The organism is Microbacterium fluminis (genome assembly GCF_051549805.1).
Lineage (GTDB): Bacteria > Actinomycetota > Actinomycetes > Actinomycetales > Microbacteriaceae > Microbacterium.
Genome location: NZ_CP196042.1, coordinates 2,922,917 through 2,937,775, shown reverse-complemented (window position 1 = coordinate 2,937,775; position 14,859 = coordinate 2,922,917). Strand labels below are relative to the sequence as shown.

Sequence of the window (14,859 nt, the reverse complement as noted above, 5' to 3'; positions counted from 1 at the left end):
GAGGGACGCGGTCAGACGATGTCGATCGGCTCCGTCGCGGGCGAGCCGTGCCGCCGCACCTTCAGCACCCGGAACCCGCGCGCCGTCGCCGAGCGGTGCACGCTGTAGCCGTGGGGGAAGGATGCCGCGAGCCACCGCTGCAGCGAATCGGACCCGAGGTTGCGCTGCACGACGAGCCATGCGTCGCTGCGCTCCTCGAGCCGCGGGATCCAGCGTTCGAGCAGACCGTGCAGCTCGTTCTTGCCCACCCGGATCGGCGGGTTGGAGCGGATCGAGCGGAATCCGATGTCGTCGGGAACATCGTCCGGCAGCACGGCGTTGACGTTGGTGAGGCCGAGGGCCGCGGCGTTGCGCCGCACCAGGTCGAGAGCCCGCTCGTTGACGTCGACCGCCCAGATCGTGGCGTGCGGCGACTCGATGGCAAGGGTCAGCGCGATCGGACCCCAGCCGCAGCCGAGGTCGAGCAGCTGACCTCCGGGCGGCGGGGGAGGCGTGTTGGACAGCAGCACCGCGGTGCCGGAATCGACGTGATCGGGACTGAACACGCCGCCGGCGGTGGTCACCTCGACATCGCGACCGGCGAGTGTCACGCGGATGCGACGGTGGTTCTCGGGACTGGCGGGTGCCGCACTGAAGTAGTGGTCACCGCTGGGCATGCCAGCGAGCGTAGCGGAGGTGCGCCCATCCTCGGGAGGCTAGAGTTTACGGACGCCGGGCGAGGCGCCCCGGAAAGGAACACATGACGGATACGACGACACCCCTCGGCACGCAGGAGACGCCGGTGGACCCGGTCGATCGCGTGCTGGCGCGCGCCGATGCGCGTTCCGGAGTGCGGGTGTTCGGTGCCGCGCAGGCGCTGCAGGACACCGCCACGGTGGACCGCTCGGGCTCCGACGGAGACCAGTGGGACCGCGAGGATCGCGCGGCGCTGCGCCGCGTGGGACTGTCGACCGAGCTCGAGGACGTCACCGAGGTCGAGTACCGGCAGCTGCGGCTGGAGAACGTGATCCTGGTCGGCGTCCACCCGCAGGGCGAGCAGGCCGACGCCGAGAACTCGCTGCGCGAGCTCGCGGCGCTCGCCGAGACCGCCGGCGCCGTCGTGCTCGACGGAGTGCTGCAGCGGCGCCCTCACCCCGATCCGGCGACCTATCTCGGCCGCGGCAAGGCGCAGGAGCTGCGGGACCTCGTCGCCGCCCTCGGCGCCGACACCGTGATCGCCGACACCGAGCTCGCACCCAGCCAACGGCGTGCCCTCGAGGACGTCGTCAAGGTCAAGGTCATCGACCGGACGACGGTGATCCTGGACATCTTCAGCCAGCACGCCAAGAGCCGCGAGGGAAAGGCGCAGGTCGAGCTCGCCCAGCTCGAGTACCTCCTCCCGCGCCTGCGCGGCTGGGGTGACTCGATGAGCCGCCAGGCCGGTGGCCAGGTGGGTGCCGGTGGCGCGGGCATGGGCTCGCGCGGACCGGGTGAGACGAAGATCGAACTCGATCGCCGCCGCATCCGCACCCGCATGGCCATGCTGCGCCGTCAGATCCGCGATTTCGCGCCCGCCCGTGACGCCAAGCGCGCCGAGCGCAAGCGTCACACGATCCCGTCGGTGGCGATCGCCGGCTACACCAACGCCGGCAAATCGAGCCTGCTCAACCGGCTCACCAGCGCCGCGGTGCTCGTCGAGAACGCGCTCTTCGCCACGCTCGATGCCACCGTGCGCCGTTCGGCGGCCGCCGACGGCCGGGTGTACACGATCACCGACACCGTCGGGTTCGTGCGCAATCTGCCGCATCAGCTCGTCGAAGCCTTCCGCTCGACGCTCGAGGAGGTCGGCGACGCGGATGTCGTGCTGCACGTCGTCGATGCGGCGCACCCCGATCCGGCGGCCCAGCTGCAGACCGTGCGCGATGTGATGGGCGACGTCGGCGCGCGCGACGTGCCCGAACTCGTCGTGTTCAACAAGGCCGACCTCGTCGACGACGACACCCGCCTGGTGCTGCGCGGGCTCGAGCCGACCGCGCTGTTCGCCTCGTCGCGCAGCGGCGAGGGCATCGACGAGCTGCGCGCGGCGATCGAGAAGGCGCTGCCGCTGCCGGCGATCGAGGTGCGCGCCGTGGTGCCGTACGACCGGGGCGACCTGGTCAACGCCGCGCACGAGTCCGGCCACATCGTGGAGCAGTCGCACGAGGCGGCGGGCACGGCGCTGCACGCGTTCGTCTCGGAGCGCCTGGCCGCCGAGCTCGCGCCCTTCCGGGTCTAGCGGCTCGGCTCGAACCCGAGCACCTCGCCGAGGAAGCCCAGCTCGGCCTCCAGGGCGGCGACGATCGTCTCGGGTCGCCGGAATCCGTGCGACTCGCCCTCGAACGCGAGGTAGGAGTGACGGATGCCGCGCGCGGCCAGCGCGTCGCGCACGGCCTCGGACTGCGCCGGCGGCACGACCGGATCGTCCAGGCCCTGCTCGATCAGCATGGGCGTGGTGAACCGGTCGAGGTGGGACAGGGGCGATCGGTCGATGTAGACGACCTCGGCCTCCGGCAGCGGTCCGACGAGCCCGTCGAGGTAGCGCGCCTCGAAATCGTGCGTGTCCGCGGCCAGCGCGCGCAGATCGGCCACGCCGTATCGGCTGATCCCGACGGCGAAGCGGTCCGACGCCGTGAGCGCGCACAGCACGGTCCACCCTCCGGCCGAACCGCCCTTGATCGCGAGCCGGTTCCCGTCGGCGATGCCGCCGTCGGCGATCCCGGATGCCGCGGCCACGACGTCGTCGCGGTCGACGACGCCCCACCGGCCGCGGAGTCGCTCCCGGTAGGCGCGGCCGTACCCGGTCGACCCCCCGTAGTTCACGTCGAGCACCCCGACGCCACGGCTGGTGAAGAAGGCCACATCCAGCGCCGCCCCGCCGGAGACGTGCGAGGTGGGGCCGCCGTGGGCCAGCACGAGGTACGGCGGCCGCTCTCCCTCCGGCGCGATCGCACCGGGGTTCGTCGGCGGGTACGCGAACGCGTGCACCGCCCCGTGTGGGCCGTCGACGGTGACCTCGTGGGCGACGGGGAGCCAGGAGGCATCCGGGGTCTCGTCCACCGCGCCGCGCACCAGACGCGGCAGCGGCGCAGGGTCGTCGAGGTCGATCTCCCACAGGCCGCCGAACGTGGTCGCCCCGGCTCCGCTGAACAGCACGCGCGCGCCGGACACGTCGCCCAGGAGCACGCGCGCGGATGCCTCGGCGGGGAGTCCGCGCACCTCTCCGTCCCGCTCGATCACGGCCAGCGCGTCGGCGCCGTGCGTGCGCACCGCGAGGATGCGGCCGTCGTCCAGCGGCGCGTACCAGCGGATGCCGAGGTTCCACAGCGGTCCGCCGGTGTCGGCGTCGGCCGGGGCGATCGGCACCGCCGCTCCGACGAGCGGCTGCCGTTCGAGGTTCCAGCGACCGGTGCGGTCCGTGCTGTAGCGCAGGGCGTCGGATCCGTCCCATTCCGGCTGCAGCACCGAGACCGCCGCCCCGCCGGCGAGGGTGCGCCAGGTGGTCACGACGCCGTCCTCGAGCACGCCGAGCCGCAGCTCGGTGGCGTCCCACGGCATGTCGGGATGGTTCCAGGCGATCCACGCCAGGTGCGCGCCGTCCGGAGAGACCCGGGGGGACGCGACGAAGTCGCTGCCCGCCACGACCGTCACGATCGCGTCGGCGTCGTCCGCGGCCGACCCGTCCCGCGGCACCGAGACGATGTCGCGCGGCGGCACGGGGGAGCCGTCGTGCGTCTCCCGCACGGCCAGGAGCGCCCCGCCCGCGAGGGTGAGGTCCGCGAATCGCATGCCCTGCCCCGCGGGCGTCAGGGCCTGCGGATCGGCGCCGGGTCGCCGCATCCAGATCCGCTGGTCCGAGCCCTCCACGAAGTACAGGGTGCCGTCGTCCGATGCGGTCCATGCCGCCCCGCCGTACTCGTGCACGCGGCTGCGCACGTCCCACGGCGCCGGCAGCAGCGTCTCGGGAGCCCCTGATGCCGCGACCCGCCGCACCGCGGAACGCCCGCGTTCGGCCGGCATCCGCTCCAGCCACCAGATCTCGCCGCCGACGTAGCGGCCGGCGTCGACGGGGTGCGACCCCGCGGCGACGTCGCGCGCGGTGATCGGGGAGGGCCAGGAACCGTAGGGGAGCGTCGTGGTCACGGCCCCCACGCTACGCGGCCGATCCCCCGATGGCGGCGGCGGAACGCGAAGCGGGTGCCGTGGTCACGGTCGTCGCGAGGGCGGTTCAGGCGCCGGCGGGCTGCACCACGAGTCCGAGTCCGCCGACCCAGTCGCGGATGACCTGTCGTTGCGACTCGACGCACGTGTATCCGTAGCCGACGCTGACCTCCCAGTAGGAGGAGGCGTCGATCGGGACCTGGTGGTCGAGGGTCCAGCCGTCGAGGAAGGTCAGCGCGTAGCAGTCCGCCATCGCCTCGTAGTCGCCCCCGAACGCGGCGACCGCCGGGTCGGTGGCCTCCGGATTGGTGAGCTGCAGGACGTGGGCGTACTCGTGATAGGCGACGCCGGTGCGGATCCATTCGGTCATCGTCGGGTCGGTCTGAGCGCGGGCGGCGACGTGCACGGTGTACGGATCGGCGCTCAGCACGCAGGCGATCGCGTTCGCTCCGCACGCGGTGTCGCCCGCGTCGATCACGGTGGTGACCCACCCCGAGCCGAGACGGTCGATCGTCGCCTCCCAGGCCGTGCCGGACGTGTTCGACGCCGCCTGGGCGGCGGCCGCGTCCACGCGCACGGTGAGGTCTGCGGCCAGCTGACGCGCGCTCGCGGCATCTTCCCGAAGGCCGTCGGGCTTCCAGCGATGGTTCCACGCGCGGGCGGCGAGCAGGTCGTACTGCGTCCACGGCACGAGGGTCGAGTAGGGCAGGCCCACCAGAGGCTGCACGGTGTCGTACACGCCCTGCATGGCCGCGCCGAACTGCTGCTTCTGCTCGATCAGCTCGCGCTGCTGATCGAGCTGCTGCTGCTGATCGCTGATGCGGGCGCGCGCCTCGTCGAGCTGCCCGACCACCCAGACGGCTCCGACGCCGACGGCGATCACCACGACCGCGAGCACCGCGCTGAGCGTGATGATCGCCGCGCGCGGTCGGCGACGCGCCGTCGCGTTCGCCGGCTCGGCAGCGGGCAGCGGCTGGGCGTCGGGAACGGGATCGAGAGCCGGCTCGGCCCGAACCCCTGCCGGGGGCTCGGCGGGGCGTCCGGAGTGCTGCTCGTCGTCGGTCCGGGGAGTCGGCCGGAGATCGTCCGGTGTCGCGGCGGGTGAGGGTTCTCCCCACGGGTCGGTCGATGACACGGCGTCGCTCGCTCTCTCGAGGTGTCCTGTCAGGCTAGAGGGCGGTCGGACCCGGAGGCGGCACCCGTCACCGTGTCGTCATCGGGCCCGAGCTCGGGGCCGGGCGCCGTGTCGTCATCGAGATCGTCCGGTCGCTCCGCGTCACGCCGCTGCAGCAGCTCGAGCACCCAGGCGAGCGCGCCCGCCACCATCACGACCGCGGCCACGTCGGCGGCCGTCAGCGGACGCAGGAAGAACATCCACAGCACCGCGAGCACGACGATGACGATGCGCACGACCACTCGGCGCCGGGCGAGCCATCCGCCGAATCGACCGGTGTCGAGCCCGTGATCGGCGAGCATGCGCCGCACGGTCGCGTTCCCGGTCCGCACGAGCCCGCGCACGGCCACTGCGAGTCTGGAGCTTCCCATGAGGATCCCGAGCGCGGCGACGAAGGCACCCAGCAGGCACAGGACGACCGCGGTCCCCGACATCGCGGCCACGAGCCGGCCGTAGACCGCTTCCACGCCCGCCGGCGACACCCCGAGCCCGCCGGCGAAGCCGCCCGCCAGTGCACCGCCGACCGCGAGGAGCGCGACGAGCGCGCCCGATCCGACGGCGAGAGCGGTCCCGGCGCCGGTGACGCCCACAGCGCGGCGACGGGCGACGAGGATGCCGGCGCCGAGCAGGGCCAGGGCGGCCACCGGCATCCACCACCCTGTGACCGTCGCGATCGCGTGGCCGGTGCGCACGGAATCGAGGGTGCGTCCGTCGCCGAGCACGATGACGCGGTCGACGGTGGGGATCAGCTGAGCGGCGCCCACCCCGCCGTCGAGCAGGTTCTGCTTCACCTGCGCGACGATCGTGCCCAGCTGGATGCCGATGCCGTCCGAGGTGCGCACGACGAGCCCGCCGCCGTCGGAGGTGGCCGCCAGGGTGAGCGCGCGGTGGACGGCGCGCGTCGTGGTGGCCCAGACGTCGGCGAAGGCGTCCGACTGCACGAACCCGGCGACGGCGCCGGCGGTGAGAGACCGCAGCCCGCTCGCCGCGGGCGCCTGCAGCAGCCCGAGAGCATTGGTCGCGGCGGGGGGCAGGCCGAGACCGGCGATGCCGTCGAAGACGGTGGCGGTGAGCCCGGAGAAGTCCACCTGAGCATCGATCGCCGTCATCGTCTCGTCGATGACCATGTCCTGAACGGCAGGATCGGCCGCCAGCGGCGCGAGCGTCGCCACGAACGCGTCCTCGTCGACGAGCTGGATGCGCGCCCACGCGGTGACGATCGCGACGGGCACGAGAAGCGCGGCCAGCACCAGGACGAGCGCCGACACCGGCGCACGCCATCTCCTGCGGGACGAGGAGCGAGCGACCGATCGGGCGTTCTCCGATTCGAGTTCGCGCACGCGGGCGATGAGCGCCGTCGAGTCGGGGGCTGCGGTCATGCCGCCATTCTGGCCCGATCCGCACGCCGCGGCGGGAGCGGCGTGCCCTCACCGCCGTCGGGTGTGCGAGCGGGTGTCGATCAGACCGCGCGGAGGACGGCGACGACCTTGCCGAGCACGACCGCCTCGTCGCCGAGGATCGGCTCGAACGCCGAGTTGCGAGGGAGGAGCCAGGTGTGACCGTCGCGACGGCGGAACGCCTTGACCGTCGCTTCGCCGTCGAGCATCGCCGCGACGATGTCGCCGTTCTCGGCGTCGGGCTGGGAGCGGACCACCACCCAGTCGCCGTCGCAGATGGCGGCGTCGATCATCGACTCTCCGGCGACCTTCAGCATGAAGAGGTCGCCCTTGCCGACGAGCTGGCGGGGGAGCGGGAAGATCTCCTCGACCTGCTGATCGGCCGTGATCGGCACCCCGGCGGCGATGCGTCCGACGAGGGGGACCATCGCCGCGTCGCCGACGGCGGGCGCGGTGTCGGCCGGGTTCTCGCCGGACATGCCGGGCAGATCGATGAGCACCTCCATGGCGCGGGTCTTGCCCGGGTCGCGTCGCAGGTAGCCGCTCAGCTCGAGCTGGTTGAGCTGATGGGTGACGCTGGAGAGCGACTTGAGCCCCACGGCGTCGCCGATCTCGCGCATGCTCGGCGGGTAGCCGTGGCGTGCGATCGACCGCTGGATCACCTCGAGGATCGCGAGCTGCTTGTCGCTGAGGCTCTTGCGTCGTCGCGTCTGCGGCTTCTCGCGAGCGCCGTCGGCCGGTGTCGGCTCGGTCATGTGCCTGTCTCCTGTCCCACTCTGCTCCGGATCGGTCTTCGAATGTCGGAGGTCGGTGATGGGGTGCTCGTATCGAAACGGTATCCGCAGGATCCCGTCGCGGCCCGCAGATCGCTCGCGTGTCGTGTTCGAAGGATCTGTTCGAAGACCCGCTCTTGACAACCTACAGACTCGAAGATAACTTCGGAATAGAGATTCTCATCCCCCCCCTCCCAGCCGAGGGCGGGATGCGAACCTTCCCCCACCTCAGGAGGAGCCATGACCACCATCGCCTTCGCGAACGCCACTGTCGCCCCCCGTCGCACCACGCGTCTGCGGCTCACGGTGCGCGGTCGGCGTGCGCTGGCCACGATCGCCGCCTTCCCCGCCGTGGTCGCCCTGGCTCTCGCGGTCATCGGCGGCTCCTCGGCGCTGGCGTCCGGCGACCAGGGCGCCCCGGCGGGCACGTTCCAGACCGTGACCGTCATGGCGGGCGACTCGCTGTGGACGATCGCGCAGGAGGTCGCTCCGCAGGCCGACCCCCGCGAGGTGGTGTCGGCGATCCAGCGGCTGAACGCGCTCCCCAGCGCCGGCCTCACGGCGGGTCAGCGTGTCTCCGTGCCGACGGAGTACACGCAGGGCCACTGACGCGCGAGCGGCGAGTCGGTCCCCGCGCGGAGGGCTCGGTGCTCGGCTCTACGATGGGACGGGTGAGTGCCCGTCTCGAAGACCTGCCCATCCGCGACGATCTGCGCGGGATGACGCAGTACGGTGCCCCGCAAGCGCCGCTGCCGGTGGCCCTCAACGTCAACGAGAACACCCACCCGGTGCCGCAAGAGGTCGCCGACGACATCCTGGATGCCGTCGCCCTCGCCCTGCGCGACGTGAACCGCTATCCCGACCGCGAGTTCACCTCGCTGCGCGAGGCCTTCGCCGACTACCTCGGCCACGGGCTCACGCGCGATCAGATCTGGGCGGGGAACGGCTCGAACGAGGTGCTCCAGCACGTGCTGCAGGCGTTCGGCGGTCCCGGGCGCACGGCGTTCGGGTTCGCGCCGACGTACTCCATGTACCCGCTCCTGACCCGGGGAACAGGAGCTGCCTGGATCGGGGGGACGCGCGGCCACGACTTCACCACCACCCCCGACGACGCGGCATCCCAGGTCGCCGACGCGGCACCCGACGTCGTGTTCCTGTGCGCACCGAACAATCCCACCGGAACCCCGATGAGGCTCGACGTGATCGAGGCCGTGTACGACGCGGCACCCGGCATCGTGATCGTCGACGAGGCGTACGTCGAGTTCGCCCCACGCGACGAGCGTTCCGCGCTGACGCTTCTGCCCGGCCGCGAGCGGCTGATCGTCTCGCGCACCATGAGCAAGGCGTTCGCCTTCGCCGGTGCCCGCGTCGGATACCTCGCCGCCGACCCGGGGGTGATCGACGCTCTGCGACTGGTGCGCCTGCCGTATCACCTGAGCGCGCTCACGCAGGCCGCTGCGACCGCGGCGCTCGGTCACGCCGCGACGATGCTCGGGATGGTGGACGAGATCATCGTGCAGCGCGAGCGCATCTCCGCGACCGTGGCGGCGCTCGGGTATCAGCCCTACGAGTCCTGGGCCAACTTCGTGCTGTTCGGCGGGGTCGCCGACCCCGCCGCGACCTGGCGTGCGCTGTACGACCGCGGCGTGCTCATCCGCGACATCGGCATCCCCGGCCACCTGCGGGTGACGGCCGGCACCGAGGCCGAGACGACCGCGTTCCTCGACGCGCTCGCCTCGATAGACTCGGCCTCATGACCCGCCCCGCCGACCACCGGACGGCGTCGCTGCGTCGCACCACCAGCGAATCGACCGTCGAGCTGACCCTCGACCTCGACGGCACGGGTGCGAGCCACATCGACACCACGGTGCCGTTCTTCGACCACCTGCTCACCGCGTTCGCGAAGCACTCGCTCACCGATCTGACGGTGCGCGCATCCGGCGACACCCACATCGACGCGCACCACACCGTCGAAGACGTCGCGATCGTGCTCGGCGACGCCATCCGCGAGGCGCTGGGCGACAAGGCGGGCATCTCGCGGTACGGCGACGCGCTCGTGCCCCTCGACGAGGCGCTCGCACAGGCGGTGGTCGACCTCAGCGGTCGCCCCTACCTCGTGCACGAGGGGGAGCCGGCCGGATTCGAGATGCACCTCATCGGGGGGCACTTCACCGGGTCGCTCGTGCGGCACACGTTCGAGGCGATCTCGTTCCACTCGCTCGCCACGGTGCACGTACGGGTGCTGGCGGGTCGCGACCCGCACCACATCGCGGAGGCGGAGTACAAGGCGCTCGCCCGGGCCTTCCGGCAGGCGAAGGCGCTCGATCCCCTGGTCGAGGGCATCCCCAGCACCAAGGGCGCCCTGTGACCGATGCTCCGCTGGTCGCGGTGCTCGACTACGGATCGGGCAACGTGCACTCCGCTGTCAAGGCGCTCGCGGCGGCGGGTGCGGACGCGCGCCTGACCTCCGATCGCGGGCTGATCATGGACGCCGACGGACTGGTGGTCCCCGGCGTCGGTGCATTCCGCGCCGTGATGGAGGCGCTGCGGGCCAGCCGCGGCGACGAGCTGATCGACCGCCGGCTCGCCGGAGGCCGTCCGGTGCTGGGCATCTGCGTCGGCATGCAGGTGCTGTTCGAGCTCGGCGTCGAGCGCGGCGTCGACACCGAGGGGCTGGGGGAGTGGCCGGGCGTCGTCACCGAGCTCGACGCCCCGGTGCTTCCGCACATGGGCTGGAACACCGTCGAGGCGGGCGAGGGTTCGCGGCTCTTCGCCGGCATCGAGCAGGAGCGGTTCTACTTCGTGCACTCGTTCGCGGCACAGAAGTGGAGTCTCGAGGTGCAGCGTCCCTTCGCCGAGCCGGCGCTCACGTGGTGCACCTACGGGGGACCGTTCCTCGCCGCCGTCGAGAACGGTCCGCTGTCGGCGACGCAGTTCCATCCCGAGAAGTCCGGCGACGCCGGCATCCGCCTGCTGTCCAATTGGATCGGCGGCCTCGGCGCGGCTACGCTCTGACCTCGTGCCTCCCGCGCGCGATTCCGTCGCGTGGTCCCCGATCCCGATGTGAGCCATGAACGATTTCGCGTCCACGCCCGAGCTGATCCTCCTCCCCGCGGTCGATGTCGCCGACGGCAAGGCCGTCCGTCTCACACAGGGTGAGGCGGGCACCGAGACCAGCTACGGCGACCCGGTGGACGCGGCTCTCGCCTGGGCTCGTCAGGGCGCGCAGTGGATCCACCTCGTCGATCTCGACGCTGCGTTCGGGCGCGGCAGCAACGCCGCCGTGCTCCGCAAGGCCATCAAGCAGGTCAAGGGCGTGCAGGTCGAGCTGTCCGGCGGCATCCGCGACGACGCGTCGCTCGAGGCCGCCCTCGACAGCGGCGCCGCGCGCATCAACCTCGGCACCGCGGCGCTCGAGAACCCGGAGTGGGCCGCCGACGTCATCGGCCGCTACGGCGACCAGATCGCCGTCGGCCTCGACGTACGCGGCACGACGCTCGCCGCGCGAGGATGGACGCGCGACGGCGGCGACCTGTGGACGGTCCTCGACCGTCTCGAGGCCGCGGGGTGCAGCCGCTACGTCGTCACCGACGTCACGAAGGACGGCACGCTGCAGGGCCCGAACGTCGACCTCCTGCGTCAGATGACCGAGCGCACCCCCAAGCCCGTCGTCGCCTCGGGCGGCATCTCGAGCCTCGACGACATCGCCGCTCTGCGCGAGCTCGTTCCGCTCGGCGTCGAGGGCGCGATCGTCGGCAAGGCGCTCTATGCCGGAGCCTTCACTCTGGCCGAGGCACTGGATGTCGCCGGACACTGATCCGCACGCCGCTCACGGGCACCCCGCCGATTCGGCGGGGGTCCCGTGGGAGGGGCGCTCGTTCAGCCCCAACCCGCACTCCGGTGACGACGGCACCGCTGACCCGGCCCTGCTCGCAGCGCTCACGGCGTTCCGCGCGGGTGGCGGCTCCGAGGCATCCGTCGTCGACGCGTACCGCGCCGCGCGACTGCTGATCCCGCTGCTGGCAGAGAAGGGCGACGCGGGCATCGGAGCCCACGGTCTCGAGGTCGACAAGACCCAGGAGCTGTCGATCGTCACCGTCGCCGCCCCCGACGGACGGCGCGTGCTGCCGGTGTTCACGTCGGTGCAGACGCTTCAGGCATGGGATGCCGCGGCCCGCCCGGTGCCCGCGGAAGGGGTGCGCACCGCGCTCGCTGCGGCCGCCGACGACACCGACCTGATCGTGATCGACCCGGGCTCGGACACCGAGTTCGTGCTGCGGCGTCCCGCGGTGTGGGCGATCGGGCAGGGTCACGCCTGGGAGCCCGCGTTCGCCTCGCCCGAGGTGTTCACCGCTCTGCAGGCGAGCGTCGCCGCCGAACTGGCGGTGCTCGACCTCGCCGTGATGCCCGGCGACCCGACCGCACGTCTGCGCGGTCCCGAGCTCGTCGTGCGGCTCGAGCTCATCGAGGGGCTCGATCAGTCCGAGCTCGACACGGTCCTGCAGCGCCTCGCACGCCGCTGGGCGGCCGACGACCGCATCGCCGTGCTGGTCGATTCGCTCACGGTCAAGCTCGTCCGCTCCGCCTGACTGACTGACTGGCGAGGCTTAAGGAATTTCGCCGCTAAGTCGGCAGAGCGTGACATCTCTCAGTCGCCGCGAAGGAGGGGACGGGGACGGTGCGTCCGCGGCGTCGCCCTTGGGCGTGGGGCGTTTCGCACGTTAGGGTGTGGCACCGGGAACGACGCGTCGCAGGGTTGCACGCAGTATGGGGGCGGGGATGCACGGGGCTGATTGGCGCGCTCGCGCGCGTTACGGATTCGACAACTGGATGTCGCGCGGCACCATCGCGATGATGACGCTGCTGGGGGCGGCGACGGTGGTGTTCGTCTTCGTCCTCGCGGCGATCGCCATCGTCTTCCATGCGTTCCCCGACAACGGCGACAGCGCCGACTTCTGGGACATCGTGTGGGGGAATCTCATGCGCACCCTCGATCCGGGGACGATGGGCGGCGACACGGGATGGGGCTTCCGCTTCCTCATGCTCGTCGTCACGATCGGCGGTCTCATCATCGTGGCCAGTCTGATCGGCATCGTCTCGGGCGCGTTCGACAGCAAGATGGCGGACCTTCGGAAGGGTCGTTCCCGGGTTCTCGAGCGCGATCACACTCTGATCCTCGGCTGGAGCGGCAAACTCCTGCCCATCGTCTCCGAGCTGAGCATCGCGAACGAGTCGCGTCGTCGCGGGGTGATCGTCATCCTGGCTGATCGCGACAAGATCGAGATGGAGGAGACGATCCGCCAGCACGTTCCGCAGCCGGGTCGCACGCGGATCGTGTGTCGCAGCGGTGACCCGATGTCCATGCTGGACCTCCAGATGGTCAGTCCCCAGTCGGCGCGGAGCGTGATCATCCTTCCTCCGGACGATGCGGACGACCCCGATGCGATCGTCATCAAGACGGCGCTGGCACTGACGCATGGCGCCGACCTCGCCGACGCCGACGGGCCGCGGATCGTCGCCGCCCTGCGGGACCGCCGCAATCTCGAGGCCGCGCGGCTGCTCGGCGACGGTCGTGCGCAGTGGCTGCTTGCGGGTGAGCTGATCACGCGAATGACGGTGCAGACCGCCCGTCAGCGTGGGCTCAGCGCCGTCTACACCGAGCTGCTCGACTTCGCCGGCGACGAGATCTACTTCACCCACCAGCCGCATTTCGCAGGACTCGCCTATTCCGACGTCCAGTTGCGCTTCGCGGGCGCGATCGTCCTCGGTATCGAGCGCGGCGGCGCCGTGCTCCTCAATCCTCGTGCGGGCGAGATGCTGCACGAGGAGGATCAGATCATCGTGCTCGCCGGGGACGACTCACTGGTGCGTGCGAGCGAGCCCATGATCGGCGACGCTTCAGCGATCAGCCACATCGTCGCCGAGTCCGCAAAACCGGAGCACACGCTCATCCTGGGATGCAATCCGAGTCTGCAGATGATCGTCGACGAGCTAGCAGAGTACGTCGCGCCGGGCTCCACCGTATGCGTGGCCGCCGATGTCCCGGACCCGGCCGTTCGCGTGCCCGAGGGTCTGGACCTCACCTTCGTGCGGATCGACACCACCAGCCGCGCGGCGCTCGAGGCCATGGACATCACCCGCTTCGACCACGTCGGGGTCCTCGCCTATCGCGACCGGCTCGCAGCACAGGCGGCTGACGCGAAGACGCTGGTGACCCTGCTGCACGTCCGCGATATCGCAGATCGGCTGAAAGTGCGTCTGAACATCGTCAGCGAGATGCTGGACGACCGCAATCGCGAACTCGCCGAAGTCACCCGCGCGGACGACTTCATCGTGAGCGATCGGCTGATCAGCCTCATGCTGTCGCAGATCAGCGAGAACGGGAGGCTGACCGCGGTGTTCAACGAGCTCTTCTCCAGCACGGGAACGGAGATCTATCTGCGCCCCGCGGCCCTGTACGTCGGTCCCGACATGGAGGTCGACTTCGCCACGATCATTTTGGCGGCATCGCAGCGCGGCGAAACGGCGATCGGCTACCGCGTCGCGGGAGAAGCGCATGTCCGGTCCGCACGGTACGGGGTGCACGTGAATCCCGCCCTCGGCGATCGGCGTACCTACACGATCGACGACGAGATCATCGTGCTCGCAGAACACGCCGCCGTCGGTCGCGGCGCGGTGCAGGCCGACGCTGCGTCCTCCATCCGCGTGGTCAGGTGACCGGGCCGGTCCACTTCTCGCCGGGGCCCTTGCCGATGGGATCGGGGATGACGGATGCCTCGCGGAACGCCAGCTGCAGCGATCGCAGGCCGTCGCGCAGCGACCGGGCGTGCATGTCGCTGATCTCCGGCGCGCCGGCGGTGATGAGCCCGGCCAGGGCGTTGATCAGCTTGCGCGCCTCGTCGAGGTCGAGCTGGGTGGACGGGTCGTCGGCGAGGCCGACCTTGACCGCAGCGGCGCTCATCAGGTGCACGGAGGCGGTGGTGATGACCTCGACCGCGGGCACATCCGCGATGTCGCGGCTGGCGGCCGAGGCCGCACGCTCCTGCTCCTCCCAGCGGGCCTGACGCGCAGCATCCACCTCGTCGTCGGTCGGAAGCGGGCCGTCATTGCCGGGAATCGTGTGCACGTCGTTCTCTCTGTTAGACTCATCGGGTCTCCGGAGTGTTCTGCTCCGGATCGCAAGAGGATCACATCCCACCCGCGCTTGCCGCTCCAGGCTACCGGGTCACGCACTCCGCTCCGGATCGGGGCAGGTCTGCGCGGACGCTTCCGCGCAGACGAACAGGGTGCAGAGCCGGCGCTCGCGCGTCGCGCCGGGTGGAATGCCCCTCTCGCACCT

General features: G+C 71.3%; 15 protein-coding genes. 8 read left to right on the top strand and 7 right to left on the bottom strand.

Annotated elements, in window-relative coordinates:
- Positions 1-11: 11 nt before the first annotated feature.
- Positions 12-656 carry a class I SAM-dependent methyltransferase gene (locus tag ACSJDX_RS14200; RefSeq protein ID WP_438353289.1) on the bottom strand — a complete coding sequence of 215 codons (645 nt, stop codon included), beginning with the start codon at positions 654-656 and terminating at the stop codon, positions 12-14.
- Positions 657-739: 83 nt separating this feature from the next.
- Between ACSJDX_RS14200 and hflX the strand changes: the two genes are divergently transcribed.
- On the top strand, positions 740-2,254 hold the full coding sequence (gene hflX, locus ACSJDX_RS14195; RefSeq protein WP_438353288.1) for a GTPase HflX: 1,515 nt from the start codon (positions 740-742) through the stop codon (positions 2,252-2,254).
- On the opposite strand, the gene ACSJDX_RS14190 is transcribed toward hflX, so the two are convergent.
- The 4 genes from ACSJDX_RS14190 to lexA form a co-directional block, all read right to left on the bottom strand.
- Positions 2,251-4,158 (bottom strand): S9 family peptidase, encoded by a 1,908-nt coding sequence (locus ACSJDX_RS14190; RefSeq protein WP_438353287.1) that lies wholly within the window; start codon positions 4,156-4,158, stop codon positions 2,251-2,253. The genes hflX and ACSJDX_RS14190 overlap by 4 nt on opposite strands.
- An 85-nt stretch (positions 4,159-4,243) precedes the next feature.
- Positions 4,244-5,311 (bottom strand): hypothetical protein, encoded by a 1,068-nt coding sequence (locus ACSJDX_RS14185; RefSeq protein WP_438353286.1) that lies wholly within the window; start codon positions 5,309-5,311, stop codon positions 4,244-4,246.
- A 29-nt stretch (positions 5,312-5,340) separates the two neighbouring features.
- Positions 5,341-6,729, bottom strand: coding sequence for a hypothetical protein (locus tag ACSJDX_RS14180; RefSeq protein ID WP_438353285.1), 1,389 nt, complete (start codon positions 6,727-6,729; stop codon positions 5,341-5,343).
- 80 nt (positions 6,730-6,809) lie between these two features.
- A complete protein-coding gene (gene lexA / locus ACSJDX_RS14175; protein WP_438353284.1) occupies positions 6,810-7,502 on the bottom strand; it encodes a transcriptional repressor LexA in 693 nt (230 codons plus the stop codon).
- Between the two features lie 258 nt (positions 7,503-7,760).
- Between lexA and ACSJDX_RS14170 the strand changes: the two genes are divergently transcribed.
- From ACSJDX_RS14170 to ACSJDX_RS14145, 6 genes are read left to right on the top strand one after another with little or no spacing between them, the layout of a single operon-like run.
- Entirely contained in the window at positions 7,761-8,129 is a 369-nt protein-coding gene (locus tag ACSJDX_RS14170) for a LysM peptidoglycan-binding domain-containing protein (protein WP_438353283.1), read from the top strand.
- Positions 8,130-8,182: 53 nt separating this feature from the next.
- Complete coding sequence (locus ACSJDX_RS14165; RefSeq protein WP_438353282.1) at positions 8,183-9,277, top strand: histidinol-phosphate transaminase; 1,095 nt, start codon at positions 8,183-8,185, stop codon at positions 9,275-9,277.
- Positions 9,274-9,888, top strand: a complete 615-nt coding sequence (gene hisB, locus ACSJDX_RS14160; protein ID WP_438353281.1) for an imidazoleglycerol-phosphate dehydratase HisB — start codon at positions 9,274-9,276, stop codon at positions 9,886-9,888. The genes ACSJDX_RS14165 and hisB overlap by 4 nt, the downstream gene beginning before the upstream one ends.
- A complete protein-coding gene (gene hisH, locus ACSJDX_RS14155) occupies positions 9,885-10,535 on the top strand; it encodes an imidazole glycerol phosphate synthase subunit HisH (RefSeq protein ID WP_438353280.1) in 651 nt (216 codons plus the stop codon). Before hisB ends, hisH begins: the two co-directional genes overlap by 4 nt.
- 55 nt (positions 10,536-10,590) lie before the next feature.
- Complete coding sequence (priA, locus tag ACSJDX_RS14150) at positions 10,591-11,337, top strand: bifunctional 1-(5-phosphoribosyl)-5-((5-phosphoribosylamino)methylideneamino)imidazole-4-carboxamide isomerase/phosphoribosylanthranilate isomerase PriA (RefSeq protein WP_438353279.1); 747 nt, start codon at positions 10,591-10,593, stop codon at positions 11,335-11,337.
- A complete protein-coding gene (locus tag ACSJDX_RS14145; protein WP_438353278.1) occupies positions 11,321-12,109 on the top strand; it encodes an SseB family protein in 789 nt (262 codons plus the stop codon). The genes priA and ACSJDX_RS14145 overlap by 17 nt, the downstream gene beginning before the upstream one ends.
- A gap of 222 nt (positions 12,110-12,331) precedes the next feature.
- On the opposite strand, the gene ACSJDX_RS14140 is transcribed toward ACSJDX_RS14145, so the two are convergent.
- Complete coding sequence (locus tag ACSJDX_RS14140) at positions 12,332-12,502, bottom strand: hypothetical protein (RefSeq protein ID WP_438353277.1); 171 nt, start codon at positions 12,500-12,502, stop codon at positions 12,332-12,334.
- Between the two features lie 265 nt (positions 12,503-12,767).
- On the opposite strand from ACSJDX_RS14140, the gene ACSJDX_RS14135 reads away from it, so the two are divergent.
- Positions 12,768-14,237: a CASTOR/POLLUX-related putative ion channel gene (locus ACSJDX_RS14135; RefSeq protein ID WP_438353276.1), complete on the top strand. Its 1,470-nt coding sequence runs from the start codon at positions 12,768-12,770 to the stop codon at positions 14,235-14,237.
- On the opposite strand, the gene ACSJDX_RS14130 is transcribed toward ACSJDX_RS14135, so the two are convergent.
- Entirely contained in the window at positions 14,230-14,598 is a 369-nt protein-coding gene (locus ACSJDX_RS14130; protein ID WP_438354997.1) for a DUF1844 domain-containing protein, read from the bottom strand. The two genes, ACSJDX_RS14135 and ACSJDX_RS14130, sit on opposite strands and share 8 nt — an antisense overlap.
- Positions 14,599-14,859 lie beyond the last annotated feature (261 nt).